Source organism: Leucobacter sp. NPDC015123 (genome assembly GCF_043080205.1).
GTDB classification, from domain to species: Bacteria; Actinomycetota; Actinomycetes; order Actinomycetales; family Microbacteriaceae; genus Leucobacter; species Leucobacter aridicollis_A.
Genome location: NZ_JBIBVH010000005.1, coordinates 273127 through 297969 on the forward strand (window position 1 = coordinate 273127; position 24843 = coordinate 297969).

Annotated in this window: 25 protein-coding genes and 1 tRNA gene; 12 read left to right on the forward strand and 14 right to left on the reverse strand. The window is 64.4% G+C overall.

Annotation, left to right across the window (positions count from 1 at the left end; translation table 11 throughout):
* Positions 1-78 precede the first annotated feature (78 nt).
* From ACF07D_RS11865 to ACF07D_RS11905, 9 genes are read right to left on the reverse strand one after another with little or no spacing between them, the layout of a single operon-like run.
* Positions 79-987, reverse strand: a complete 909-nt coding sequence (locus ACF07D_RS11865; RefSeq protein ID WP_391505043.1) for an alpha/beta fold hydrolase — start codon at positions 985-987, stop codon at positions 79-81.
* Positions 984-1751, reverse strand: coding sequence for a 3-hydroxybutyrate dehydrogenase (locus tag ACF07D_RS11870; protein WP_391505044.1), 768 nt, complete (start codon positions 1749-1751; stop codon positions 984-986). Before ACF07D_RS11870 ends, ACF07D_RS11865 begins: the two co-directional genes overlap by 4 nt.
* The gene (locus tag ACF07D_RS11875) at positions 1748-2458 is read right to left on the reverse strand and encodes a TetR/AcrR family transcriptional regulator (protein WP_391505045.1); all 711 of its coding nucleotides are present in this window, start codon (positions 2456-2458) and stop codon (positions 1748-1750) included. The genes ACF07D_RS11870 and ACF07D_RS11875 overlap by 4 nt, the downstream gene beginning before the upstream one ends.
* A complete protein-coding gene (locus ACF07D_RS11880; protein WP_391505046.1) occupies positions 2455-4002 on the reverse strand; it encodes a class I adenylate-forming enzyme family protein in 1548 nt (515 codons plus the stop codon). Before ACF07D_RS11880 ends, ACF07D_RS11875 begins: the two co-directional genes overlap by 4 nt.
* Entirely contained in the window at positions 3999-5054 is a 1056-nt protein-coding gene (locus ACF07D_RS11885) for a branched-chain amino acid ABC transporter permease (RefSeq protein WP_391505062.1), read from the reverse strand. Before ACF07D_RS11885 ends, ACF07D_RS11880 begins: the two co-directional genes overlap by 4 nt.
* Positions 5055-5086: 32 nt before the next feature.
* Positions 5087-5968 carry a branched-chain amino acid ABC transporter permease gene (locus tag ACF07D_RS11890; protein ID WP_119284621.1) on the reverse strand — a complete coding sequence of 294 codons (882 nt, stop codon included), beginning with the start codon at positions 5966-5968 and terminating at the stop codon, positions 5087-5089.
* Complete coding sequence (locus ACF07D_RS11895) at positions 5965-6681, reverse strand: ABC transporter ATP-binding protein (RefSeq protein WP_391505047.1); 717 nt, start codon at positions 6679-6681, stop codon at positions 5965-5967. The genes ACF07D_RS11890 and ACF07D_RS11895 overlap by 4 nt, the downstream gene beginning before the upstream one ends.
* Positions 6678-7442, reverse strand: a complete 765-nt coding sequence (locus tag ACF07D_RS11900; protein WP_119284619.1) for an ABC transporter ATP-binding protein — start codon at positions 7440-7442, stop codon at positions 6678-6680. The genes ACF07D_RS11895 and ACF07D_RS11900 overlap by 4 nt, the downstream gene beginning before the upstream one ends.
* Before the next feature lie 8 nt (positions 7443-7450).
* Positions 7451-8650, reverse strand: coding sequence for a substrate-binding domain-containing protein (locus ACF07D_RS11905; RefSeq protein ID WP_391505048.1), 1200 nt, complete (start codon positions 8648-8650; stop codon positions 7451-7453).
* Positions 8651-8855: 205 nt separating this feature from the next.
* Here ACF07D_RS11905 and ACF07D_RS11910 point away from each other — a divergent pair, with 205 nt between their 5' ends.
* A complete protein-coding gene (locus ACF07D_RS11910; RefSeq protein ID WP_391505049.1) occupies positions 8856-9242 on the forward strand; it encodes a hypothetical protein in 387 nt (128 codons plus the stop codon).
* A gap of 66 nt (positions 9243-9308) precedes the next feature.
* Positions 9309-9521, forward strand: a complete 213-nt coding sequence (locus ACF07D_RS11915; protein ID WP_119284616.1) for a DUF378 domain-containing protein — start codon at positions 9309-9311, stop codon at positions 9519-9521.
* An 86-nt stretch (positions 9522-9607) separates the two neighbouring features.
* Here the strand turns inward: ACF07D_RS11915 and ACF07D_RS11920 are convergent.
* Together ACF07D_RS11920 and ACF07D_RS11925 are read right to left on the reverse strand one after the other, a co-directional pair.
* Positions 9608-9681, reverse strand: a tRNA-Leu gene (locus ACF07D_RS11920).
* A gap of 129 nt (positions 9682-9810) precedes the next feature.
* Positions 9811-10584, reverse strand: coding sequence for an IclR family transcriptional regulator (locus ACF07D_RS11925; RefSeq protein ID WP_119284615.1), 774 nt, complete (start codon positions 10582-10584; stop codon positions 9811-9813).
* Positions 10585-10729: 145 nt separating this feature from the next.
* Between ACF07D_RS11925 and ACF07D_RS11930 the strand changes: the two genes are divergently transcribed.
* Entirely contained in the window at positions 10730-11437 is a 708-nt protein-coding gene (locus tag ACF07D_RS11930) for a CoA transferase subunit A (RefSeq protein WP_119285029.1), read from the forward strand.
* A gap of 2 nt (positions 11438-11439) precedes the next feature.
* Positions 11440-12078 carry a CoA transferase subunit B gene (locus ACF07D_RS11935; RefSeq protein WP_391505050.1) on the forward strand — a complete coding sequence of 213 codons (639 nt, stop codon included), beginning with the start codon at positions 11440-11442 and terminating at the stop codon, positions 12076-12078.
* Positions 12079-12479: 401 nt separating this feature from the next.
* Here the strand turns inward: ACF07D_RS11935 and ACF07D_RS11940 are convergent, their stop codons facing one another.
* Positions 12480-13475, reverse strand: coding sequence for a MerR family transcriptional regulator (locus tag ACF07D_RS11940; RefSeq protein WP_391505051.1), 996 nt, complete (start codon positions 13473-13475; stop codon positions 12480-12482).
* Position 13476: 1 nt separating this feature from the next.
* A complete protein-coding gene (locus ACF07D_RS11945) occupies positions 13477-14172 on the reverse strand; it encodes a HEAT repeat domain-containing protein (protein WP_391505052.1) in 696 nt (231 codons plus the stop codon).
* Between the two features lie 241 nt (positions 14173-14413).
* Between ACF07D_RS11945 and ACF07D_RS11950 the strand changes: the two genes are divergently transcribed.
* The 6 genes from ACF07D_RS11950 (at position 14414) to ACF07D_RS11975 (ending at position 21568) form a co-directional block, all read left to right on the forward strand.
* Positions 14414-15664, forward strand: a complete 1251-nt coding sequence (locus tag ACF07D_RS11950; protein WP_119284611.1) for an alanine racemase — start codon at positions 14414-14416, stop codon at positions 15662-15664.
* The gene (locus ACF07D_RS11955; RefSeq protein ID WP_391505053.1) at positions 15661-16986 is read left to right on the forward strand and encodes a D-arabinono-1,4-lactone oxidase; all 1326 of its coding nucleotides are present in this window, start codon (positions 15661-15663) and stop codon (positions 16984-16986) included. The genes ACF07D_RS11950 and ACF07D_RS11955 overlap by 4 nt, the downstream gene beginning before the upstream one ends.
* Before the next feature lie 54 nt (positions 16987-17040).
* A complete protein-coding gene (locus ACF07D_RS11960; protein WP_119284609.1) occupies positions 17041-17610 on the forward strand; it encodes a LemA family protein in 570 nt (189 codons plus the stop codon).
* A 27-nt stretch (positions 17611-17637) separates the two neighbouring features.
* Positions 17638-18510 (forward strand): M48 family metalloprotease, encoded by an 873-nt coding sequence (locus tag ACF07D_RS11965; protein ID WP_119284608.1) that lies wholly within the window; start codon positions 17638-17640, stop codon positions 18508-18510.
* Positions 18511-18565: 55 nt separating this feature from the next.
* Positions 18566-20023: an MFS transporter gene (locus ACF07D_RS11970; protein WP_391505054.1), complete on the forward strand. Its 1458-nt coding sequence runs from the start codon at positions 18566-18568 to the stop codon at positions 20021-20023.
* Between the two features lie 72 nt (positions 20024-20095).
* The gene (locus ACF07D_RS11975) at positions 20096-21568 is read left to right on the forward strand and encodes an aspartate ammonia-lyase (RefSeq protein ID WP_391505055.1); all 1473 of its coding nucleotides are present in this window, start codon (positions 20096-20098) and stop codon (positions 21566-21568) included.
* Between the two features lie 161 nt (positions 21569-21729).
* On the opposite strand, the gene ACF07D_RS11980 is transcribed toward ACF07D_RS11975, so the two are convergent.
* Positions 21730-22596 carry a fumarylacetoacetate hydrolase family protein gene (locus tag ACF07D_RS11980; protein ID WP_391505056.1) on the reverse strand — a complete coding sequence of 289 codons (867 nt, stop codon included), beginning with the start codon at positions 22594-22596 and terminating at the stop codon, positions 21730-21732.
* Between the two features lie 171 nt (positions 22597-22767).
* Between ACF07D_RS11980 and ACF07D_RS11985 the strand changes: the two genes are divergently transcribed.
* Together ACF07D_RS11985 and ACF07D_RS11990 are read left to right on the forward strand one after the other, a co-directional pair.
* A complete protein-coding gene (locus tag ACF07D_RS11985) occupies positions 22768-23139 on the forward strand; it encodes an FKBP-type peptidyl-prolyl cis-trans isomerase (protein ID WP_119285027.1) in 372 nt (123 codons plus the stop codon).
* A 110-nt stretch (positions 23140-23249) separates the two neighbouring features.
* A complete protein-coding gene (locus ACF07D_RS11990; RefSeq protein WP_119284604.1) occupies positions 23250-24707 on the forward strand; it encodes an NCS2 family permease in 1458 nt (485 codons plus the stop codon).
* Positions 24708-24843: the final 136 nt, after the last annotated feature.

Genomic DNA, 24843 nt, shown 5'->3' on the forward strand with positions numbered 1-24843 from the left:
CAACGCGAGAGGGCGGTGTGACAGGGATAGCTCCCGTCACACCGCCCTCTCGTCGTATGTGCCCGGCCATTCACGCGCTCAGCGCGCGGAGAGTTCGCCGTGCAGGATCGGGGCGAGCGCCCGCGCCCCCCGCTCGCTCATGACAACCGTGTAGTGGTTGAGGTCTTCGAGTTCGACGTGCCTCACGTGAGGTAGCGCGCTGAGCAGTGTAGCGAGGTGGGCAGGCGGGTAGAGCCCAGGTGGCTCGTCGAGGAGCCCACGTGGCACGGTGATGAGCTCGACAGGGCCAGAAAACGCAGGCAGTGCCGCGAGGGCGTCGGCGAGCGTCGAGCCCGTGTTCATGTCGACGGTGTCGTCGGTCGTCGTCGCGAGACTTGTCGCGGGTCGAAGCCCGTCGCCAGCCGGTACGAGGTCGTAGGCGAAATACGCCTCGAGTTCGCCGCTCCAGTCGCGTGCGAACGCCGGGTGTGCCCGCCAGAAGTCGAGGTATGCGGGAACGTCGGCGAATCGCCGCGAGAGGCGGTCAGCCGTCGGCCCGAGGATCGCCTGGACGAGCGCCTCGGCGCTGACCCCTGCTGGAGTATCGAGCGGGAGACCGCCGTCGATGAGCACGAGGCGAGAGACCCGCTCGGGCGCGAGATGGGCAAGGGTGACCGCGACGAACGCCCCCATCGAATGCCCGAACACCGGTACCGAGCGCTCCCCGAAGTTGTCGAGCACGGCGACGAGGTCAGCTGCATGCGCGCGCATTCCCGCGGGCCCGTCGACGGTGTTGCTCGCTCCGCGCCCGCGCAGGTCGGGGGCGATGATCCTGACCCCTGGGAGCTCCCCAACGACAAATGGCCAGGCGAGATGAGACGCAGTGACGCCGTGAATGGCGAGCACTGTGGGCGCGCCGTCCGCGGGAGACACCGGATCCCAGACGCCGACCCTCAGCAGCCCACCGCTGACAGCAACGTCGACGGTGCGGTAGCTGTGCGACTTCATCGAGCGCTCCAGCCGCCATCCATGGTGTAGGAGGCCCCCGTCACCATGCCAGACATGTCTGAAGCGAGCCAGCCGACGAGCGAGGCGACCTCCGCCGGTTCGACGAGCCGCTTCACAGAGCTCTCGGTGAGCATGATCCGCTCGACGACCTCGCTCTCGGGGATACCGTGCGCCTTCGCCTGATCGGCGATCTGCCGTTCAACGAGCGGAGTGCGCACATACCCCGGATTGACGCAGTTGCTCGTCACGCCGTGCGGTCCGCCCTCGAGCGCGGTCACCTTCGACAGCCCCTCAAGGCCATGCTTAGCCGCGACGTACGCAGACTTGAACGCGCTCGCCCGCAGGCCGTGCACACTCGACAGATTGATGATGCGGCCCCACCCGCGACTGTACATTCCAGGAAGCGCGGCGCGGATGAGCAGGAAGGGGGCCTCGAGCATGAGCCGCTGGATGAATCGAAAGGCCTCCGGGTCGAACTCCTCAATCGGGCTCACGCGTTGCACGCCAGCGTTATTCACGATGATGTCAACGTCGAGCTCGAGTTCGTCGAGCGCTCTAGTATCGGCGAGATCCACGACCCAGGACTCGGCCGAGCCGCCGGCCGCCACGATGCGCGCGACAGCGTTGTCTGCTGCGTCTGCCGTGATGTCGGCGATGGTGATGCGTGCGCCGCGCGCCGCGAACTCGTGTGCGCACGCGAGCCCGATGCCCGAGCCGCCTCCCGTGATGAGGGCGCTGCGGCCCGCGAGATCCTGATCTGTCATGACTGTGACCCTTCCTGTGTGTGTGACCCGCCAAGCGCGCCATTGATGAATTGCATCATGCTGTCGAGGACATGCGGTGCGATGCGATCTGGCGCCGTCCCGTCGGCGTCGCGCTCCCACAGGATGTAACGCATACCGATGAGCTCGCCAAGGCCCATGAGCGCCCACGCGGCAATCTCAGGGTCGAGAGTCGGATCGATGTCGCCCGCCGACTGCGCCGCTTGTAGGCCTGCCGTGTACCCCGCGACAATGCGCTCGTAGTGCAACCTCATCGTCTCCGGCGATACAAACTCGGCCTCCCTGACAACCCGATACAGTGCCGGGTGCTTCGCGGTAAACCTGAAGAACCCTTCGAACCCGCCGCGCTCAGCCTCGATGCGGTTCGCTGCGCCAGCCATCGACTCAGTCATTGACTGCCGAACGCGGTCGTTCAGGTCGATCACGAGCGCCTCGAAGATGCTCTGCTTACTGTCGAAGTACAGGTAGAACGTACCGAGAGCGACCCCAGCGCGCTCGGTGACCTTCACGATCGATGCCTCGTGATAGCCAAGCTCCGCGAACACGTCTTCCGCGGCCTCGAGGATGCGACGCCTGGTCGCGAGGCCGCGTTTCGTGAGCGGGCGACCGGTCGCTGGTGAGACTGGATCACTGGCGTCAACCGGGATCTGGTCACCGGTGGGGGATGCTGATTCGGTGGGGGAGATCATGCGATGCCTGTCTTGTCGTGCGCGGCTAAGGCGGTGCGGGCTCTGTCCGCAAGCGCCCCGCGGGCGACCTTTTCGATTGTGGAACGGGGCAGCTCGTCGACGAACTCGACGTGAGCCGGGAGCTTAAACGGGGCGAGGACTGTGCGGGCATGGGCGAGCAGTTCGTCGCGCGACAGCGGCGAAGCTGTCACGACGAATGCGTAGCCTCGCTCGCCCCACACCGCATCAGCGACGCCAACAACGGCGGCGTCAATCACGAGAGGGTGGGTACAGAGCGCCGCCTCAACCTCGGCGGGGGCGACGTTCTCGCCGCCCGAAACGTAGATGTTCTTGACCCTGTCGACGACCCTGTGGATTCCGCCGGTGTCACGCGAGACAATGTCGCCGGTGCGCAGCCAGCTGCCTGCCATCGCCCGCTCGGTTGCAGCGTCGTCGTCGAGGTAACCAGTGAACAAGCTCGGACCACGCACCCACAGTTCGCCGGTAGCGGCACCAGTGAGTGGTAACCCGCTCGCAGTATCGACGATGGCTGTCTCAACAGTGGGGTAGGGGCGCCCGACGGCTCCGGGGAACTCCGCAAGCTCGGCAGACTGCAACTGCAGCACGTTCGGGCCGGCCTCCGTGAGCCCGTACCCCTGGGTGAGGGGCAGTCCGAGCCTTGCGGCTTCGACGGCGAGCTCCTCGGGAATTGTGGAACCGCCGACGAGCACGCGCGAGAGCGACCCCAGATCGGCCCCGTCGATACCGGGCTGCGCAAACAGCATCTGATACTGGGTCGGCACCCCCATCATCGTCGTGACCTTCCGGTCGCGGATGAGCTGCAGGACGCGGCCTGGTTGAAAGGAGCGCTCGAGCACCACTGTCGCGCCGACCCACCATGCGAGCAACGGCTGCACGTTCCAGGCTGCGACATGATGCTGCGGCAGAATCGACAGCACAACGTCTGCAGAGCTCATTGGCATTGCGCGCGAGAGCGCGAGGTTCGTCCAGAAGCAGGACCGGTGAGTGAGCACGACACCCTTCGGCGCCGCCTCGCTGCCCGACGTGAAGACAACAAGCAGCGGGTCACTCGCCGAGGCGTCCCTACGCTCCCGCAGGCGAACCGCCGGCGGCGCCCACTGCTCGATCCCAGCCGGGCCCGGCTCCGCGCACGGGGGAGCGACGCCGCCCGACTCTCGAAGCGCCGTGAGCGCCTGCTCGCCGAGCCCTGCGTACTCGTCTTCCACGAGGAGCAGGTCTGCGCGAGAGCGTCCGATGAGCTCACCAAGCTCACCAGCGGTGAGACGCCACGAGAGCGGGATGAACGCGATGCCGAGGATAGCGCAGGCGAAGAACGCGACGACGTGGTCTGTCGAGTTTCCCGACACCGTCGCGATTCGCCCGCCTGCGCCGTACCCGGCCTCGCCGAGGCGGGATGCGAGCGCACGGGCGCGCTCGTTGAGTGCCCGGTACGAGGTGAGCACGCCGCGGTCGTCAATCGCGATATGTGACCCGTCGATCGCGGCGCGATCCGCCAGCCAACTGCCGATTGTGTAGTCGCTCATGCGCGGCTCTTCCGTGTGCGTTTCTTCCATGCTGTATCAAGCGTGCCAGCGATTCCGCCGGGAAGGAACATGACGACGAGAATGAACAGCGTACCGAGCAGGAAGAGCGGCTCAGAGAGCGGGATCCTGAGCACGTCAGGTAGCCCCTGGATCACCTCGGCCTTGGCAAGCACAGTGAGGCGCTGATCAAGGATCGTGTAGATGAAGCCGCCCACGATTGCGCCCCACCGGTAGCCGACGCCACCGAGTACCACCATCACGAGCACTGTAATTGTGAGGTCAGCAGAGACCGCCCGCGGCACCGTCCCTGACTGGAGCAGCATGTAGCCGACGCCAGCGAGGCTCGCGAGGACCGCAGCGATGACGAAGATTGTGAGCTTCGCGGCGTACGGGCTGAGGCCAAGCACCTTCACCCGCTCGGGGTTCTCGCGAGACGCACGCGCCAGATGCCCGAGACGGCTGCGGTCGACCCAGAGCGCAACAAGGTAGACGAACACCAAGATCGCCAGGATCACCCAGTACAGGTTTCGCGTATTCACGACCCCGACGAGCCAGTCTGGCACCTGGGCTGTCGCGAGGCTGAGCCCCTCCTCCCCGCCAGTCACCTGAGCGTTGCGGCGAACGAGCACTGATCCTGCCTGCGCGAATGCGAGCGTCACCATCGCGAACGGGATACCCGAAACGCGGTTCGCGACCGAGCCGGTGATGAGTGCGATGACGAGGCCGCCGATGAGCGCGAGGAGGACTGCCGGTACGAGCGGCAGCTCGAACTGCGCGAGTGCAATCCCGAGGAGATACGCGCCGCCGCCGAATGACAGCGCGTGCCCAAACGACAGCATGCCAGCGGTACCGAGCAGCATGTTGTACGAGAGCGCGAGCGCGGCGAACACCATGCACAGAGACAGCAGCGCGAGACTGCCAGGCATGTACGTCGGCGTCGGCAGGATCCCAGGAATCTGGAGGTTGAGGAGCGGGAGCGCAGCCGCGACCGCGACGAGCGCCACGGAGGCGGCGACGGGAAGGATCGACCGGCGAGACGCGCCAGTTTGCATCGACTGTTCCGGCTGCATCGTGGGGGTTGACATTACTGCGCCACCTTTCGTCCCATGAGACCGCGAGGCCGCACGAGCAGCACCACGGCGAGCAAAATAACGACGATGAAATCGCCGGTGCCGCCCAAATAGAAGTTTGCGAATTGCTGCAACACCGCCACCAGAACCGACGCGACTGCCGCACCCGCGAGCGACCCGAGGCCACCGACGACAGTCACGATGAACGCGAAGATGAGCAGCGTCTGGCCGAGATGCGCCGACACGAACGTCATGTAGTGCATCGCGAGAACGCCGCCGATGCCGGCTGCGGCGCCGCCAATCGCGAAGACGAGCGTGAACGCCCTGCGGACGTCGATACCGAGCGCCGTAACCATTGCTCGGTTCTCGACGCCCGCGCGAATGATCATGCCGTAGCGAGTCTTCTTGAGGAACAGGATGAGCGCGGTCAGTACGAGGCCTGCGGTGAGAATCAGAATCCAGTACACGTTCGGGATCTTCGCGCCGAGCACGAACGTTGTCTGCTTGAGCCAGGCAGGGCCCGCGACGGTGATCGGGTCGGAACCCCAGATGCCCTCAAAGAGCGCGACGGCTGCGAAGGAGAGACCGACAGTCACAAGCACCTGCTCGATGTGACGTTCATAGAGTGGCCGAATGAGCAGCAGCTCGGTGAGCGTCGCGAAGACGGCGCCCACGAGGGCTCCAACCAGCACGGACACCACGAGCGCGAACCAGCTGTCCGTGCCGAGCGCCTGCGCCGTTCGCCAGCCGATGAAGGCAGCGAGCGTGAGGAAGGCACCGTGCGCGAAGTTGAGCACGTGCATGAGCCCATAGATGAGGCTCAGCCCCGAAGCGACGAGGAAGTAGAGGGCGCCGAGGCCGACGCCGGTGATGAGGGTGAGAACGAGTGCGCTCACAGTTGGATCCCTCCCTCTACGTGGACGCCGAGCAGCTGCGTGGTGAGCTGCTCGTCGTCGAGAATGTCGGCTGCCTTGCCCGCGTAGACGACGCGGCCTGAAGAGATCACGATCGCGTCGTCGGCGAGCTGCCTGACGACCTCGAGGTTCTGCTCGACGAGGAGCACGGGGACTGTTGTCGCGGCCTCCGCGAGTGCATCTGAGACCTCCTGCACGATCTTGGGGGCGAGGCCCTTTGTCGGTTCGTCAACGAGTAACAACTTGTTGTCATTGATGAGGGCGCGGGCGACCGAGACCATCTGTTGCTGGCCTCCCGAGAGGGTTCCCGCCGCCTGATCGCGGCGCGCGACAAGGTCGGGGAAAAGCTCGGCGACGAACTCGCGCCGCGGGTTCGGGCCGCGCTCTGCGAGCGCGAGGTTCTCGGCGACGCTCAAAGAGCCGAACACCTCGCGATCCTCGGGGACATAGCCGATCCCGCGCTGCACAAGCTTGTGGGTTGGCATGGCGTCGATTCGCTCGCCCGCGAGACGGACCTCACCCGAGCGGGTGATGAGCCCCATGATGCCGCGCAGCGTCGACGTCTTGCCGGCGCCGTTGCGCCCAAGCACCGCGGTGATTCCAGTCGAAGGTACTTCGAAAGAGACATCTTCGACAACCTGCTGCCCTGCGATTGAACATTCGAGGTTGGCGACTGTCAGGATTGGCGCGCTCATACTGCACGTCCGAGATATGCGCTCTGCACGGTGGGATTCTCCATGATGTTCTGGGGAGTGTCGTAGGCGATGATGTTGCCGAAATACATGACGGCGACGCGGTCGACGAATCCGAGGAGCACGTCGATGTGGTGTTCGACCATCAGCACAGTGCACTGTTTTTCGGCCTGCATGTCCCTGATGTTTTTCACGAGCCCCGCGACGTCGCCGGAGGCAACGCCCGCCATGGGCTCATCGAGCAATACGACACTCGAGTCAGTGACGAGCAGCACGGCAATCTCGAGCTTGCGCTTGTCGCCGTGCGAGATATCGCCTGCGAGCGTCGCCGCCTGGTGAGTGAGCCCGACTGTCGCAAGCGTGTCAAAGGCGAGCTGCGTGGCCTCGTCGCTGCGTTTGGGGAAGCGAAGCAGCGACATGCTGCCGCCTGCCGTCGCCTGGGCGGCGAGCCTGACGTTCTCAAGCACGCTGAGGCCCGGGAAGTAGCTGGAGGTCTGGAATGTGCGACCCAGCCCCGCCCGCGCGCGGGCGGCGACGGAGCTCTTCGTGATTGTCTCGCCGTGGAGCGACACAGTGCCGCTCGTCGGGGGAATGAGACCTGACACGACATTAAAGAGCGTCGTCTTGCCAGCACCGTTCGGGCCGATGACACCGACGATAGATCCCTGTGGGACATCGAGGTCAACGCTGTCGAGGATGGTAGCGCCGCCGATCTTCAGGCCAAGGCCCGAGACAGTGAGGGCGGACGGGGGCTGGGTGTGCACGTGTGTTCCTACTTCGCTTCTGCGGGGGCGACGTCGTCTGCGGCGACTGTGGCGACAAGCTCTGGGACGAAGCTGCCGTCCTGTGCGACGAGCTTCACCTGGTACATCTCTTGGATGAGGGCGTGGTCGCTCCCGCGAACGGTTGTCTTGCCCTTCGGGCCATCGAACGAGAAGTCGTTCAGCGAGTCGATCATGGCGTCGACGTCGCCCTTGCCTTCCTTGACTGCCTGCACGACCATGAGTGCGGCATTGAAACCGTCAGGAGTGAACAGGTCTGGCGTGCCACCAGCTTCTTCGACAGCCTTCACCATCGCGGCGTTCACCTCGTTATCTGGAGCGCCTGCGAAGTAGTGGTTCAAGAAGCTGATCTTTTCTGAGGCCTCTCCGTATGCCCCAAATGTTGCGGCGTCGCCGAGTCCCGTAACGACGGGCATTGCATCAAATACGCCCTGCTGGCTCATCGCCTGCCACATCGCGCCCGTCGTCGCCCCTGCCCACGCGACGAACACAAGGTCCGCCTTCGTGTCGAGCACCTGGGTTGCGAACGGCGTGAACTCGGTGACGTCTTCGGCGACGAGCACGGGAGTGATCGAGGCTCCCTTCGCGCCCAGGATGGCCTCGACCGCGGTGACGTTGCCCTGGCCGAACGCGTTGTTCTGGGCGAGCACCGCGACTGTCTTGCCGCTGATGTCGTCGAGGAAGGTGCCAGCCGTCGCGACGTCTTGCGCGCTCTGGCGGCCAGACCTGAACGTGTAGTCGTTGATGCCTGTGATTGCGTCGGCTGCTGCCGGGCCCGAGATGAAGAGCACCTTGTTCTGTGCGGCTTGCTCGGCGACGACAGCGGCGACGCCTGATGAAGCGCTGCCCGCAAGCAGGTTGACTCCCTGCCCGATGAGATCCTTCGCCGCCGTGACAGCCTTGTCTGGGTCACCTGCGTCGTCGACGTATGTGATGTCGAGCTTGGTGCCAGCGACCTCACCCGTGCCGTCTGTTGCGTAGTCGAGGCCGGCCTTGAAGCCGTCGAGGTACTGGGCTCCGTAGCCGGCGAGAGGGCCGGTTTCGCTCGTGATGATGCCGACGGTGACCGAGGCGGGGCCCTCGGAATCGCCGCTTGCCTCAGGGGCCGAAGCTGCCGGCGCGCACGCCGACAGGACAAGTGCAGTTGAGGCCACGAGGGCGCCAAACGCGAGTTTCTTTCCGATGCGCATGCGCGTACCTTTCGTCCTTGGAAGGTTGGTTTATGAAACCTGATTCAGGTTGCAAGTCCCAAAGGTAGATCACAAGTGGCGGGGGAGTCAAGGGGGTTGATGTGAAGTTGTCTAGCGACTTAGTTTTATTGCCCTGGTGGTTTATGGCTGGATGCCAGGGGCTGTGCTGTCGGTGGAATTGATGTGCCTGTGAAGCAGGGGAGAAATGATGATGATTGCTGAGCTCTCGCGCGACCAGTTGTCCGAGTTTGCCGGCTTGCTCGTTACGTTGCTCATCTTCTTCAGCATTGACGCGAAGTTCAGGTTCCGCAGGCGTGATTCGTCGCAGAAGGCGCTGTTTCGCATCTCGAGCATCGTCGGTGGACTTGCGGCGGTCACGGCTCTCGCGGTGGTGTGGGTGGAATTGTTCTTGCCAGAGGACAACGAGATGATCCACGTGCTCGTGTACTTCGTTCCGGCCTCGCTCGCGATCGTCGCTGCTTTTGTGCTCTCGGTGGAGGTCATCTTCATGCGCAAGTCGGGAAGAGAGGGCAGTGACGGGGGCAGGGAGAGTAGGGAGCCGGAGCTAGGCCCTCGACAAGTAGCTAGCTAGGCATGTAATATCTTCGGCAAGCGTTTTGGGGTATCGCCCGAGGCGTGTTCAACGAGAGGAAGCATCATGAATATCGTGCTCAACATCGCGAAAGTTCTGATCATCGTCGGGGGATTGAACTGGGGGCTCGTCGGGCTCTTCGACTTCAACCTCGTTGATGCGATCTTTGGCGTTGGTTCTGTCCTGTCCAAGGTCGTCTACATCCTCGTCGGGCTGTCGGCGCTCATCGCGATCCTGGATTTCGTGCCGCGCGACCGCAGTGCACGCGCACAGGTCTGACAGGCTCCTGCCTGCACCCGTTCGGTGTGACCGTCGCCGAACGACAACGGAGCCCCCGGCATCTCGCCGGGGGCTCCGTGCATTCGTCCCCCCACAGGGATTCGAACCCTGACTGAAAAGATTTTAAGTCTTCTGCCTCTGCCAGTTGGGCTATAGGGGGTGCTGTAATCCTCCCACACTGGGACGATGCACCGCGCCGCAATCGGTGCCGCAGCCGCAGCCGGGGCCGCGCCGTGGTCAGGGCCGTGCGTTGGGTGGCGGCGGCGCCCGCCAATTCAGACACCAGCCCTCAGTCGCGTGCGAGCCGCTCCGTGAGCCGGTGCGCGTGGTCGAGCAGGAGGCGACCGAGCTCGGGCTGCCGCTCCGGAGCGAATCTGTGCTCTGTGCCGGTGAGGCTCAGGGCCCAGGCCGGCTGACCGCTTGCTGTAAATACTGCTGCCCCCATGCCCCAGCTGCCAGGCACGATGAGCGCCGGGTTCACGGCATAGCCAGTGTTGCGCGTTGCGGCGATCCGGCCGCGGAGCGCGTCTGGCGCATGGGATGCACCGTACTCGACAGTGAGGTCGGTGTCCGAGAGGTAACGTTCCGCGGCGGACGCAGGCAGGTAAGACAGGATCGCCAGGCCCGCGGAGGCCACTCCGAGTGGGAATCGCTTCCCCTCGTGGAGCACGAAGGAGCGGATCGGGAAGCTGCCATCCTGCCGAACGAGGCACACTGTCTCGTTGCCTCGCCTGACCGAGAAGAACGCGCTCTCGCCTGTTGCGGCGGCGAGCGCTGAGACGTGTTCTCGTGCGATTTCGGTGACGTCGTAGCGTTCGGCTGCGACGGTTCCCATGAGAAACAGCTCCGGCCCGAGGAGCCAGTTGCCGGTTCGGGTGTCGCGATCGACGAAACCCTGTTCTGCGAGGGCAGAGAGCAGCCTGTGCGCGGTTGGGCGTGAGATTGACGTGGCAGTAGCGAGCGCGGTGGTACCGATTCCGTCGGGCATCGTTGTGCTGAGCTCGCGCAGCAGCGCCGCCACGCGGCCGACGACTTGTGCGCCCGGTAGCGGGGTTCTGTCCATATTGTGAACGATAGCACGCGATGCACTCAGGGTATGAGCAGTTCAAATCACGCGTCAGCGTGGTGGTTGCGTTGCGACGAAACAATCTTCTACGCTCGCTGCAAGGCGGTCCGCGTGACCGCATTGTGAACGAAAGGTGGCAAAGGTGGCATCAAAGACCTGGAGCACCGCCGCGGAAGCAATCGCAGACGTTGCGCGCGACGGAATGACAATCGCTGTCGGAGGGTTCGGGTTGTCTGGCATCCCGCACAACCTCATCGTCGCGTTGCGAGATACCGGCGTGAAAGACCTCACGATCGTCTCGAACAATATGGGCGTCGACGGCAAGGGCCTCGGGCTGCTCCTTGAGAACAGGCAGGTATCGAAAGTGCTCGGGTCGTACGTCGGCGAGAACAAACTCTTCGCCGAGCAGTACTTGAGCGGTGCGCTCGAGGTCGAGTTCGTGCCCCAGGGCACCCTCGCCGAGCGCCTCCGTGCGGGCGGCTCAGGCATCCCTGCGTTCTATACGCCGACAGGCGTCGGGACCCCTATCGCCGAGGGCAAAGAGGAAGCCGAGTTCGACGGCAAACGCGCCATTCTTGAGCGCGGTATCGTTGCCGACCTCGCGCTCGTGCGCGCTCACACGGGAGACAGTGAAGGAAACCTGCGGTACCGGTTCACTGCAAAGAACTTCAACCCGCTTGTCGCAATGTCGGGGCGGGTGACACTCGCGGAGGTCGAACACCTGAGTGAGGAATACCTTGATCCTGAGCGCATCGACACTCAGGGCGTCTTCGTGCAGCGGCTTGTCGTCGCAGAAGACCCCGTGAAAGACATCGAACAGCGAACCGTGCGCACCCGAGAGGCGGCATAACCATGTGGACTCGTGATGAGATGGCCGCGATCGCCGCGGCAGAGCTTGAAGACGGCCAGTACGTGAACCTTGGCATCGGCATTCCGACGCTTGTTGCAAATCATCTGCCCGCCGGTGTCAGCGTCATGCTTCAGAGCGAGAACGGCATCCTGGGCATGGGGCCGTTCCCCTACGAGGGGGAGGAAGACGCAGACCTCATCAATGCGGGCAAGCAGACTGTGACGCTTGTCCCCGGGGCCTCGATCTTCGACTCTGCGACCTCGTTCGGCATGATTCGTGGGGGACACGTGCAGACCGCGATCCTTGGCGCTCTGCAAGTTGCAGGCAACGGCGACCTCGCGAACTGGACGATCCCGGGCAAGCTCGTGAAAGGTATGGGCGGGGCGATGGACCTCGTCGCTGGGACTCCGCGGGTGATCGTGATTACCGAGCACGTCGCGAAGGACGGCTCACCAAAGATCGTCACTGAGTGCGACCTACCGCTCACGGGCGTCGGCGTCGTCGATCGCATCATCTCCGACCTTGCAGTCTTTGACATCGCCGATGGGGCACTGACCCTCAGGCGGATCGCCCCCGGGCACACCGAGGCGGAAGTGCGCGAGAAGACAGGCGCGGAGTTCGCGGTCGACCTCGAGGGCTAGGACCCGTCGCGCTCACGACCTCCTCTGCCTCAACCCCACTGCCCCGATCTCACGGCCTCAACTTCACTGCCCCAACTCTTGGAATCTGCAGTATCTATGTAGGTTTTTGGGGGTCTGGGGGATTGGGTGCGTCGATCCCATGGATACGGCGGGTGGCGCCTGGCTCGGGGGCTGCAAGGGTCAACCTCAACTCTTGGAATCTGCAGTATCTATGTAGGTTTCGAGAGTCTGGGGCATTGGGTGCGTCGATCCCATGGATACGGCCGGTGCCGCTTGGCTCGGGGGCCAGCAGGCGTCAACCTCAACGCCTGGAATCTGCAGTAACTATGTAGGTTTTTGGGGGTCTGGGGCATTGGGTGCGTCGATCCCATGGATACGGCCGGCGGCGAGCAGCCCGACTATCACTCCCGCCCCAGCAAGTATGTGGCGATCCGGGCGACAGCGCGATCCTTATCTGCCGCGAGCCCAGTGAGGATTGCGGTGGCCGCCGTCGACTCGAACTCCCCGAGCGCCTGCGTGAGCCTGCCGCGGGCGGCGCTCGTCGTGTCCGCGGCGTCAAGCGCAGCGGTGAGATCAGCAAGAATCTCTGTCTCGCGGTGTTGGGCGCGCGCGATCACGGCGAGGGCCTCCGCCGCCTCGACGTCGCGCGGGCCGTGCGTCACGAGCGCCATGAGCTCGGGAACCGCCGCCGCATGTCCGCGCGCTCCCGCCGCGAGGGCCGCATGCTGGCGGACTCGAGCAACTGGGTCAGTGAGGAGTTCAAGCAGCAACTCCGTCGCTGCATCGCCGGGAAAGTCGGCGACCGCTGTGAGTGCGCGGAGACGCCTGTCAGGATCCGGGTCGCCAAGCGCCTGCCGCAACTGCTCGGGGCCGCCCCCTGACTGCGCGATCGCCCACCTCAGTGCACCGGCAGCGTTCGTGGTTTCCTCTGAGAGGAGCGCCTCGACGAGATGGGCAGCCGATGTCGCCGGAGAGCTGGCGCCAAGTTCGAGCGCCGCGCGCTGCCGTTCGCCTGCGATGGGGGATTCGAGGCCGCGTGCGAGTCGAACTGCAGTGAGCGCGGCTTCCCAATCGCCAGGCGACACTGAGGCGAGCGTGCGTAGTCTGGCGAGCAGCGCCGTGTCTCTATCGATGCGCTCCTGCGCCTGCGCGGCCAGGTCTGCGATCAGGGCGTCTGGGGTCGTTGTCGCGTCTGCGAGCGCGTCGGCGACTTGGCTGAGGCTCATGCCGAGTGCTCGGAGGCCTTCGATCTGCGTGAGTCGCATGAGATCTGTCGCACTGTAATCCCGGTATCCGTTTTGGGTGCGAGCGGCTGGGGTGACGAGCCCCAGCCGCTCGTAGTGCCTGAGCATTCGGGCGCTGACACCCGAGCGCTCGGAGGCTTCGCCGATGCGCATGCTAGTTCCCCGAGGTGGCTGAGAACGCCCGGGCGAAGCGGGCTGCGTCGGCGGGGTCGAACGCGAACGCTGCGTCAGGATCAGCGATGAGTCGTTCGGTCGCACCCGCGTGGGAAGCAACTCCCACGTCGCCTCCCCGAAGCGCAGCTGCAGCGGCGACCGGCCCGGCCGCAGCCTCGCCGAGTGTCGCGAGCGCCCGGCTGAGGCTGCGCATCGTGTCAACGTCGCCGCGGCCAAGCTCGCGAGCGAGTTCAACGGCGAGGGCGTGGTGCGCGCTCTCCGGGGCCACTGCTGCCGCTGCACGCCACGCCGTGCGGGCGATCTCATCGTCCGGCGAGTGAAGGTGCGCATGCGTGATCGCAGGCCAGGCTCGTTCGTCGCCGAGCTTTGAGACTGTGTGCAGCGCCTGCGCCACGGCGCGAGGTACTGCGCTGCGAAGCTCTTCGAGCACGCGGGGGAGGACGTCGTCGACAGGGTGCTGGGTGAGCGCCCAGGTCAGCGTCTCCCTGATTGAAAAGTCTGGCTCGACGCCGGAGCGCGCCACGAGTACTTCGACATACTCGGCGCGTGGGCGGCTTCCGGCCGTCATCGCTGCTTGGAGCCGCGCTGAGCTGTCCGGGGAGGTGAGAGCAACAGCGAGCGCCTCCTCGGGGCGGCGTGCGGAAGGCTGTGGCTGGGCGTGTGGGGTGGTGTGCATGATGAACTCCTTTCATCAATACCCAACACCTTGACATAGTGTCAAGGTCAAGTAGATCCGTCGCGGGCGGCTACCCTGGCTCTATGGCCTTCGCGAAAGCACTGCTCGTCATCCTGTTGCTCGCGGCAGTTGTCGCCGGCATCTACACGCAGTTCCGCATCAAGCGCAGGCGCAAGCGCGACGCTGGAGAATAACGACAAGGCCTCGCGGAGCGCCCCAGCAGCGGGACTAGAATGCAGCCATGACCCTCGATCTCGCGGCATCGGAGCTGCGCGCGTCAGCCGACCGCTCCCCATGGCTCTCTCCTGATACCTACTGGGCAGGCATGACCACTGCAACACGGGAGCATTCGGCCCCCGTCGTCGCAGTCAACACGGAGGCGCTGAGCTACAACGCCCACGACATGCTCCGTCGTGCGGGGGGACTCCCTATCAGGGTCGCATCGAAATCAGTCCGCGTGCGAGAAGTGCTCGATGCGGTGCTCGCACTCCCTGGATATGCGGGCGTGCTCGGCTACTCGCTCGCCGAGGCGAACTGGCTGAGTGAAACGATCGACGATATCGTCGTCGCCTATCCAACTGCCGACCGCGCCGCGATCGCCGCGCTCGCCGCAGACCCCCGGGCCGCCGAACGCGTCACCCTGATGGTCGACAGCCCGGCACAGCTTGACCTCATCGATTCAGTCGTCGCGCCAGACAAACGCCCAGACATCAGGCTCTGCCTTGATTTCGATGCTTCCTGGCGCAGCCGAGTGCTCGGGCATATCGGCGTCTTTCGTAGCCCGATCTTCACGGCGGAGGGACTCCGCGAGTTCGCCGAGCACATCCTCGGCCGCAAGGGATTCACAATCGCTGGCATCATGTCGTACGAGGCTCAGATCGCCGGTGTCGGCGACGAGCCCGTCGGCAAACCTGCGTCCGGCCTTGTGATGCGCGCGATGCAGCGAGCGAGCCGGGCCGAGCTCGTCGACAGGCGGGCCGAAGCGCTGCAGCGCGTGCGCGATATCGTCGACCTCGAGTTCGTGAATGGCGGGGGCACAGGCTCGATCGAGAGCACCGTCGCCGAGGGAGGCATTACCGAGGTCGCGGCAGGGAGCGGTCTGTTTGGGCCGCACCTGTTCGACAACTACAGGTCGTTCACGCCAGCGCCGGCAGTCGCATTCGCGCTCGACGTCGTTCGGCGGCCGAACGCCGACACTGCGACGCTGCTCGGGGGCGGCTGGATCGCGTCGGGTCCGGCGGGTGAGGATCGGCTGCCGCAGCTCACCTGGCCCGAAGGGCTGCGGTACGCGCCACGCGAGGCTGCGGGCGAAGTGCAGACGCCCGTGAGCGGGGCCGCCGCGCGAGAGCTGCGCGTTGGCGATCGTGTCTGGCTGCGGCACACGAAGTCTGGGGAGCCAATGGAGCACACGAACACGGTCGTACCCGTCGCGGGCGACGTTGCCGGCGATCCGCTCCCCACGTACCGCGGAGAAGGGAAGTGCTTCCTGTGAGCAAGCGCTGGCACAACTGGGCGCGAACTGAGTCGTCGACGCCCGCCACCGAGGTTTTTCCCCGGTCAGCCGAACAGATTATTGCCACCGTCGAACGCGCTCGCGATACCGGGCACACTGTGAAGCCGATCGGGGCGTCGCACAGCTTCACCGCGATCGGGGCAACAGACGGCATTCGGCTTGGGATGAATCGCATGCGCGGGCTCGTGTCGGCTGACCCGGCTGCTGGCCGAGTGACGCTGTGGGCGGGAACCCACCTCTGGGAACTCCCCGCGATCCTCGGCCCGCTCGGACTGGCGCTCGCGAACATGGGCGACATCGATAAGCAAACGATCACCGGTGCGACCCAGACCGGAACACACGGCACAGGTCTTGGCCTTGGAGGCATCTCGACGGGTGTGGTCGGTGCGACCCTCGTGACCGGAACAGGCGAGCTTTTGACCGTCTCCGAAGAGGAGAACCCAGAACTCCTCCCCGCTGTCGCGCTCGGTCTCGGCGCGCTTGGGGTGCTGGTGACAGTGACGATCCAGTGCGTTCCTCGCTACCTGCTCCGCGCGGTTGAGGCCCCTGAATCTCTTGACGCAGTGCTCGACGAGTACGTCGACCGGAACCGTTCGGTCGACCACTTCGAGTTCTACTGGTTCCCACACACGACTGGTGCCCGGACGAAGACGAACACTCGAATGCCTATCGATCCGGCGCTGGGGCCGGAAGGGAGCGGCGCGCGGCCGCTCGGTCGCGTCTCTCGCTACATCGACGAAGAGGTCGTGAACAACACGATGCTCGGGGCAGTGGTTGGGTTCGAACGCTGGGTCCCCGCCTCCACCCCGTCCGTGAACCGCGCTATTCAGACGGTCTCGAGTGAACGCGACTACATCGATGAATCACACCGTGTGTATGTGACGAACAGACGCGTGCACTTCCGCGAAATGGAGTACTCGCTGCCCCTCGAAGCTGTGCCTTCTGCGCTGCGCGAACTGCAAGCGCTGATTGAGCGGCGAAGGTTCCGTGTCTCGTTCCCCATCGAGGTGCGCGCCGCAGCCGCCGACGATCTGCTGCTGTCGACGGCGCACGGACGTGAGAGCGGATACGTTGCAGTGCACAGGTATTGGAAGGATCGCGAGGACAACTACTTCCGTGAGGCGGAGGCCGTGCTCGCCGCGCACGCGGGGCGCCCGCACTGGGGCAAGATGCATACGCTCGGCGCCCGCGACCTGAGTGAGCGCTATCCGAAGTTCGGCGAGTTTGTCTCGATTCGCGACCGGCTGGATCCGGAACGGCTGTTCACAAACCCCTACCTCGACCGCGTGCTGGGGGAGTGACACGCGCCCGCACTCTCACAGCAGATTCATGAGGTCCCGCGCTAGTATTCAGCTATGTCAACCGGATTGGTCATCACGCTCGTCGTCGTCGCCCTCGTGCTCATCGCAGGCATCTACCTCTGGGCTACCTACAACTCACTCGTCACGCTCCGCGTGCGCGTTGAAGAGGCGTGGAGTGACATCACTGTCCAGCTGAAGCGCCGAGCTGACCTGATCCCGGCCCTCGTCGAGACGGTGAAGGGCTACGCGGCACACGAGCAGGGTGTGTTTGACTCCGTCACGAAGGCACGTGCCGAGACAATCTCGGCGCAGGGACCCGTCGAGGCATCGATCGCTGAGAACCACATGCAGTCGGCGCTGAAGAGCATCTTCGCTGTCGCAGAGGCCTACCCGCAGTTGCAGGCGAGCCAGAACTTCCTCCAGCTGCAGGCGGAGCTCGTCGACACCGAGAACAAGGTGCAGGCATCGCGCCGCTTCTACAACGGCGGAGTGCGCGAGCTGAACACGAAGATTCAGGTGTTCCCGAACAACCTTCTCGCCGGTCCGTTCGGCTTTACGCAGCGCGACTTCTTCGAGGTCGACGACGCGGCGGCAATCGCTGAGCCCCCGCGCATCCAGTTCTAGCCCTAGCGACTCCCAGGAGGAGCCAGCGTGTATAGCGCCATTCGCCGGAACAAGATCAATAGCGCCCTCATCATCGTGCTGTTCCTCGGTATCGTTGGTGGTCTGGGCTGGCTCGCATCGGCGATCTACCAGTCACCTGGGATCGTCATAGCTGTCATGGGGTTCGCCCTCGTGTACGCGCTCATCCAGTACTTCATGGCTGGCAAGCAGGCCGTCTCGATGAGCGGCGCTGTACAGATCGGCCCGCACGACAACCCGCGGCTTTATCGCGTCGTCGAGAACCTGGCGATCACCACTGGTATGCCGATGCCAGAGGTCTACATTGTCAACGACCCGGCACCGAACGCGTTTGCAACCGGCCGCGACCCCGATCACGCGATCGTCGCCGCGACGACGGGTCTGCTCGACATCATGACCGACGCAGAGCTTGAGGGCGTCATGGCGCACGAGCTCGGGCACGTGCGCAACTACGACATTCGCGTATCGATGATCGTGTATGGGCTCACCGTGGCGGTTGGCATGATCGCCGACATGCTCGTGCGTATGGCGTTCTTCGGCCGAAATAACAACAATAACAACCCGGTCGTTTTGATCTTTGGGCTCGTCGCGATGCTCGTTGCGCCACTCGTTGCGAGCATGGTGCAGCTCGCCGTGTCGAGGCAGCGCGAGTACCTCGCCGACGCCACAGGGGCGCTCACGACTCGCCACCCCGAGGCGCTTGCGAGCGCACTGCACAAGTTGTCAGAGTACGGCAGGCCGCTACAGAAGCAGCAGTCGAGCATGGCGCACCTGTGGATCGCGGATCCGCTGAAGCCGGGCGTGATGCAGCGCCTCTTCGCGACGCACCCGCCGATTCCCGACAGGATCCGCAGGCTGCTCGATATGGGTGGGAAGATGTAACTCAGCCGTAATAGGCGTAGGGTAGGGGACAGCTAATAAGGGGGTTGTCTACTCAGTGTCAGGTACGTTCCGATCACTCTCCATCCGCAACTATCGGATCTGGTTCTTCGGAGCGTTCATCTCGAATGTGGGAGCCTGGATGCAGGCAACCACGCAGAACTGGGTCGTCCTCACCGAGTTGACCGACAACAATGCCTCGGCAGTGGGCATCACGATGGCGTTGCAGTTCGGCCCACAGCTGCTGCTCGTTCCGTTCAGCGGGGCGGTCGCTGACAGGTTTGACAGGCGCAAGGTACTGCTCGTCACGCAGTCGCTGCTCATGCTTCTCGCGCTCGGCCTCGGGCTGCTTCTCGTGACTGGCGCTGCCGAAATCTGGCACCTGTACGGCTTCGCGCTTGGGCTCGGGATTGTGAACGCGTTCGACGCGACGTCGCGCCAGGCGTTCGTCTCGGACCTCGTCGGAAACGACCAGCTCTCGAACGCGGTTGCGCTCAACTCGGCGTCGTTCAACTCGGCCCGTCTCGTCGGCCCGGCGGTTGCCGGCGTGCTCATCGCAGCGATCGGCTCGGGCTGGGTCTTTCTGATCAACGCGGCCTCATTTCTCGCTATGCTCGGCGCGCTGCTACTCATCACGACGAGGCATGAGCGGCCCGCTGGCGGTGCGAAGCGGGAGTCGCAGCTTCGGCAGCTCTCTGCAGGCTTTCGGTACGTCATGGGGCGCCACGACATTTTCGTCATCTTTGTGATGGTGTTCCTCGTTGGCGCGTTCAGCATGAACTTCCCGGTGATGTCGTCAACCATGGCGGTCGAGTTTGGGCGAGGGGCGGGGGACTACGGCTTACTGTCGTCGATCCTCGCGATTGGATCGCTGACGGGGGCGCTTCTCGCAGCCAGGCGCCCGGCAGCCCGGATGCGCGTCGTTGTCATCTCCGTCGGAGGCCTCGGCGTCGTGAGTCTGCTTGGCGCGACGATGCCGACGTTCTGGCTCTTTGCGGCGACTCTTGTGTTCTTCGGCCTCGCGACCTCGACGATGCTCACGACCGCGAACGGCTTCGTCCAGACCACGTCCGATCCCGCCGTCAGAGGCCGCGTGCTGGCGCTCTATATGGCGATCCTGATGGGGGGAACGCCGATCGGCGCGCCACTCGTTGGCGCCGCGGCCGACGTGCTTGGTCCGCGGTCGACGTTCGTGATCAGCGGGATCGCCGCGCTCATCGCTTTCGCAATTGGCATGGCATGGCTTATGAGCGAACGCAAACTGCGGCTGCGGTGGGATGGCGGCCCGAGGATCACTCACGCAGGCCGCCCAAACCTCGACGACAGTAGGCGCGGTCAGGTCGAAACTCTCACGGCCCCGCTCGACGTGCTGCGGCGCGAGCCAGAGATCGTTGACCCGCTCGAAGCGAACTGGGATTCGGCGCCGCAGGAGGCGCCTCCGACGACAGGGATCATTCCACTTCCGAAGCCGAAGAATCCGCGCGCGGAAGACGATCCTGAGGGCAACGGAGGGTAGGCTAGAGGGGCTGTGCGGGCCAGCCCGCGTAACCCCTTAAACCACTGGAGCGAGATACTCGTGAGTGACTTCATGTCTGCCCAAACCCGTACCGAAACGGATTCACTCGGCAGCGTCGAAATACCCGCATCGGCATACTGGGGCGTGCATACGGCGCGCGCCCACGAGAACTTCCCAATCGCGCGTAGGCCGATCTCGGTCTACCCCGACTTCATCCGTGCGTTCGCATGTGTGAAGCAGGCCGCCGCGCGCGCAAACTTTGAGATTGGCGCGCTCGATGAGCAGCGTGCGACCCTCATTGACCGCGCGTGCGAAGAGATCAAGACCGGTATGCTGCACGATCAGTTCGTCGTCGGTGTCGTGCAGGGTGGCGCGGGTACGTCGTCGAACATGAACGCGAACGAGGTCATCACGAACCGCGCGCTCGAGCTCGCGGGCCACGCCAAGGGTGACTACTCGTACATCAACCCGAACGACCACACGAACCACAGCCAGTCGACGAACGACACCTACCCGACTGCGATCAAGATTGCGCTCGCATTCTCGCTCGGTAGCCTGCTCGAGGAGCTGCGCCTGCTCTCTGAGTCGTTCGCCGCCAAGGGGCGCGAGTTCTCGCACATCATCAAGGTTGGGCGTACCCAGCTGCAGGACGCGGTTCCGATGACCCTCGGCCAGGAGTTCAACGCGTTCGCGGTGACGCTCCGCGAGGACATCGAGCGCCTGCAGGAGGCAGTGTCGCTGCTCGGCGAGGTGAACATGGGTGCGACCGCTATCGGTACCGGCATCAACGCGCCGAAGGGGTACAAGGAGTCGGTGATTCGCCACCTGCGCGATATCACGGAGCTCAACCTTGTCACTGCTGGTGACCTCGTTGAGTCGACGAGCGACACTGGGGTCTTCGTGACCTTCTCCGGTGCCCTCAAGCGTTCGGCGCTGAAGCTCTCGAAGATCTCGAACGACCTTCGCCTGCTCTCCTCTGGCCCGCAGGCCGGCCTCGGTGAGATCAACCTGCCCGCTCGCCAGGCTGGCTCGTCGATCATGCCGGGCAAGGTGAACCCGGTGATCCCTGAAGCCGTCTCGCAGGTCGCCTACGCCGTTGCCGGCTCAGATGTCACTGTCTCGATGGCCGTCGAGGCTGGCCAGCTTCAGCTCAACGCGTTCGAGCCCATCATTGCGCACTCGCTGTTCCAGTCGATCACGTGGCTTGAGCGCGCCTGCCAGACGCTCCGCGTGAACTGCGTCGACGGGATCACCGCCAACGAGGATCGCCTTGAGGACATGGTTGCTCGTTCGGTCACGGTCATCACCGCGCTTGCGCCTGTCATCGGCTATGCCGAGGCCGCGAAGCTTGCAAAGGAGGCCCTCTCCACAAACGCGAAGGTATCAGACCTCGTCGTGTCTCGCGGGCTGCTCGATCAGGCGCAGCTCGACGACATCCTGCAGCCATCGAAGCTCGCTGGTCTCGCGCCTGAGACCGGCGCCATCCCGGTGATTGAGCACGACGCCGCGTCTGGCGACGCGGGCGATCCGAACCCGGAAGCGTAGCGTCTCGGCGCCCGAGCGCCAAGCGAATTGCACGAGAATGGCCCTCCAGGAATTCCTGGAGGGCCATTCTCTGTTGCGAGCCGCCTCGGCTGCCTCGCTCGAGTCAACCGCGTAGGTTCTCCTGGCGCCCCGAGCTGCAGGGCGCGTTTGGCTGCCGTCGACTAGATCGAGACGCAGTGTGCAGTGACAGCGCCGATCTTCTCGATGGTGACGGTCACGACGGTGCCATCGGTGAGATACAGCGGTGGCTTGCGTGACCTACCGGCGCCGCCGGGGGAGCCCGTCGAGATGACGGTTCCGGGCATGATCGTGAGCGACTGCGAGATCGACGAGATGAGCTCTGCGACTGTGCGGATCATGAACTCGGTCGTCGAGTCCTGCACCCGCAGGTCGTCGACATCGGTGGTGATCGCGAGGGCCTGAGGGTCAGGGATCTCGTCTGCGGTCACAACGACTGGGCCGATCGGTGTGAAACCGTCGAACGACTTGCAGCGCGACCACTGCGGTTCGGCGAACTGGACGTTGCGCGCGGTGATGTCATTGATGGCTGTGTACCCAAAGACGTAGTCGAGTGCTTCTTCGGGAGTGACGTTCTTTGCAGGCTTGCCGATGATGACCCCGAGCTCGCCCTCGTAGTCAACTTCCTCGCTGATGCGCGTCGGCAGCTCGACAGTGCCCTGATGCCCGTTCAGGGAGTTGGGGAACAGCGTGAAGAGCACGGGCCCTGAATCGTTGTCGAGCGCGAGCTCGCTCGCGTGCTCGTCATAGTTGAGCCCCACCGCGAGAACGACGGGTGGGTTGATGACCGCGGGGGCGTAGCTGACGCCGTCACTCGGGATTCCCTCACCGTCGGGAAGGTCAGCCAACGCGGTGGTGATACGGGCGAGGGCATCGGGGCCCGCCTCGATCAGTTCCTGCAAATTGGAGAAGGTCTCCCCGAGGTCGCGAAGTGCGACAAACCGGTCACCCCGCTCGATGAAGAGTTCGGGGGTCGGACCGGATTCGGGGGTTAGATGCGCAAATCTCACACAACTAGATTACCGGGCTTTCGTGTTGGAGCCGTTGTCGCGCACCGCCTAAGTTCGCGCAGTTCACCTGTGGCGATTGAGCCTGGGAGGTCGCGGCGGAGATCCTGAGAAGAAGTTCCCCTCTCAGCGAACCTCATGGTGCCGCTGTCGGCAATCGGTCAGAATGGGCCCATGACTGATGCACCGCTTACTAAGCCAGAGATTGATGCACCCGAGGGGCCCGCTCCCGCAGAACTTGAGATCGTCGATATCGTCGTTGGCGACGGCGCGGAGGCTGCCGCAAGTTCCACAGTCGACGTCCACTACCTCGGAGTTGAGTACGATTCCGGCGAAGAGTTCGACTCCTCCTGGAGCCGCGGTGAGTCCGTGAACTTCCCGCTCAAGGCCCTGATTCCCGGCTGGCAGGTCGGCATTCCCGGAATGAAGGTCGGCGGACGCCGCAAGCTTGTCGTGCCGCCGGCGCAGGCCTACGGCGAAAGCGGCGGACACCCGCTTTCGGGCAAGACGCTGATCTTTATCATCGACCTCAAGGGCGTCAGCTAGCCCCTCTCGTCCCTTCACAAAGCGGTACCGCTTTGCACCCGGGCCCCAAGCCCCGGCGCAAGGTGGTACCGTTTTCCTGTTCAGCCAACACTCAGGAACAGGAGCGGTGCGTGTCAGACGCCACACAACAGCAGGTGAAGGAGCGGGGCTTTCTTGACCGCTACTTCGAGATCACTAAGCGCGGTTCAACGATCGGGACCGAGGTTCGCGGTGGACTCGTAACCTTCGTGACGATGGCCTACATCGTGATCCTCAACCCGATTATCCTGTCGGGCAAGGAAGACGTCGCAGGCAACATCCTCGACTTCGGTCAGGTGAGCGCCGCGACCGCCCTCGCTGCCGGCGTCATGACAATTCTCTTCGGAATCGTGTCGCGCCTGCCATTTGCGTTCGCAGCAGGCCTCGGCATCAACGCATTCCTCGCGTTCTCCGTCGTCCAGGAGGTCACGTGGCCTGAGGCGATGGCGATCGTCATCATCAACGGTCTGCTCATTGTGCTGCTCGCGGCGACTGGTCTGCGTCGGATGATCTTCGACGCCGTTCCCGTACAGCTGAAGCTCGCTATTACCGTTGGTATCGGCTTCTTCATCGCGTTTATCGGGTTTGTGAACTCGGGCTTCGTTGATTCGACTGGCCAGTCGTCGCCTCCTGTTGGCCTCGGCCCGTCGGGCGTTGGGTTCATCGCGACAATTCCGACAGTGATCTTCGTCGTCACCCTCGTGCTGACTGGCATTCTCGTCGCGAAGAAGGTGAAGGGCGGCATTCTGATCGGCCTCGTCAGCGGCACCGTCATTGCCGTGATCGTTGAGGCGATCTGGAAGATCGGCCCGAAGTTCGGTGCTGACGGTTCGCTGAACCCCGGCGGCTGGAGCCTCACCGAGCCAGTGCTGCAGGGCAACCCGTTCGCGGTCCCCGACCTCGGCCTCGTTGGCGCCGTAAGCTTCGACTTCGGCAAGGTTGGCGTTGTCACTGTCATCATGCTTGTCTTCACGCTCCTCTTCACGAACTTCTTTGACGCTATGGGCACGATGACAGGTCTGTCGCGCGAGGCTCAGCTCGCCGACGAAAAAGGCAACTTCCCACGCATCAAGTCGGCGCTCGTCGTCGAGGGTGTTGGCGCCGTTGTCGGCGGCGGCACCTCGTCGTCCTCGACAACTGTGTTCATCGAGTCGGGTGCCGGTATCGGTGAGGGCGCCCGTACGGGGCTCGCAAACATCGTCACGGGCGGCGTGTTCCTCCTCGCGATGTTCTTCACGCCGCTCACGCAGATCGTCCCGACCGAGGTCGCTGCGGCAGCGCTTGTTATCGTGGGCGCAATGATGATGTCGCAGATCTCGAACATCGATCTCGGCGACTTCCGCGTGCTGCTGCCTGTGTTCCTCACCGCAGCTGTCATGCCGCTCAGCTACTCGATCGCGAACGGCATCGGCGCCGGCTTCATCTCGTGGGTGCTCATCCACGCGTTCACCGGGCGTGCGAAGCAGGTCCACTGGCTGCTCTGGATCGTCTCCCTTGGGTTCGTGATCTTCTTCGCGCGTGGCCCGATCGAGGCCCTGCTCGGCGTGTAGCTCACTCCTGCACGCGAAGCGGCGGGGGGGGGGGGGGGGGGGGGGGGGCCGCCCCCCCCCCCCCCGCCCCGCCGCGGGCCACGCGAAGACGCCCCTGTTGTTGGTGGGGGGGGGGGCGCCGTCGTTTTGTATAGCC

Excerpts from the sequence above, each read along its gene's own strand:
- ACF07D_RS11865 (WP_391505043.1), bottom strand. The coding sequence starts at position 987 with ATGAAGTCGCACAGCTACCGCACCGTCGACGTTGCTGTCAGCGGTGGG.
- ACF07D_RS11870 (WP_391505044.1), bottom strand. The coding sequence starts at position 1,751 with ATGACAGATCAGGATCTCGCGGGCCGCAGCGCCCTCATCACGGGAGGC.
- ACF07D_RS11875 (WP_391505045.1), bottom strand. The coding sequence starts at position 2,458 with ATGATCTCCCCCACCGAATCAGCATCCCCCACCGGTGACCAGATCCCG.
- ACF07D_RS11880 (WP_391505046.1), bottom strand. The coding sequence starts at position 4,002 with ATGAGCGACTACACAATCGGCAGTTGGCTGGCGGATCGCGCCGCGATC.
- ACF07D_RS11885 (WP_391505062.1), bottom strand. The coding sequence starts at position 5,054 with ATGCAAACTGGCGCGTCTCGCCGGTCGATCCTTCCCGTCGCCGCCTCC.
- ACF07D_RS11895 (WP_391505047.1), bottom strand. The coding sequence starts at position 6,681 with ATGAGCGCGCCAATCCTGACAGTCGCCAACCTCGAATGTTCAATCGCA.
- ACF07D_RS11905 (WP_391505048.1), bottom strand. The coding sequence starts at position 8,650 with ATGCGCATCGGAAAGAAACTCGCGTTTGGCGCCCTCGTGGCCTCAACT.
- ACF07D_RS11910 (WP_391505049.1), top strand. The coding sequence starts at position 8,856 with ATGATGATGATTGCTGAGCTCTCGCGCGACCAGTTGTCCGAGTTTGCC.
- ACF07D_RS11915 (WP_119284616.1), top strand. The coding sequence starts at position 9,309 with ATGAATATCGTGCTCAACATCGCGAAAGTTCTGATCATCGTCGGGGGA.
- ACF07D_RS11925 (WP_119284615.1), bottom strand. The coding sequence starts at position 10,584 with ATGGACAGAACCCCGCTACCGGGCGCACAAGTCGTCGGCCGCGTGGCG.
- ACF07D_RS11935 (WP_391505050.1), top strand. The coding sequence starts at position 11,440 with ATGTGGACTCGTGATGAGATGGCCGCGATCGCCGCGGCAGAGCTTGAA.
- ACF07D_RS11940 (WP_391505051.1), bottom strand. The coding sequence starts at position 13,475 with ATGCGCATCGGCGAAGCCTCCGAGCGCTCGGGTGTCAGCGCCCGAATG.
- ACF07D_RS11945 (WP_391505052.1), bottom strand. The coding sequence starts at position 14,172 with ATGCACACCACCCCACACGCCCAGCCACAGCCTTCCGCACGCCGCCCC.
- ACF07D_RS11950 (WP_119284611.1), top strand. The coding sequence starts at position 14,414 with ATGACCCTCGATCTCGCGGCATCGGAGCTGCGCGCGTCAGCCGACCGC.
- ACF07D_RS11960 (WP_119284609.1), top strand. The coding sequence starts at position 17,041 with ATGTCAACCGGATTGGTCATCACGCTCGTCGTCGTCGCCCTCGTGCTC.
- ACF07D_RS11975 (WP_391505055.1), top strand. The coding sequence starts at position 20,096 with ATGTCTGCCCAAACCCGTACCGAAACGGATTCACTCGGCAGCGTCGAA.
- ACF07D_RS11985 (WP_119285027.1), top strand. The coding sequence starts at position 22,768 with ATGACTGATGCACCGCTTACTAAGCCAGAGATTGATGCACCCGAGGGG.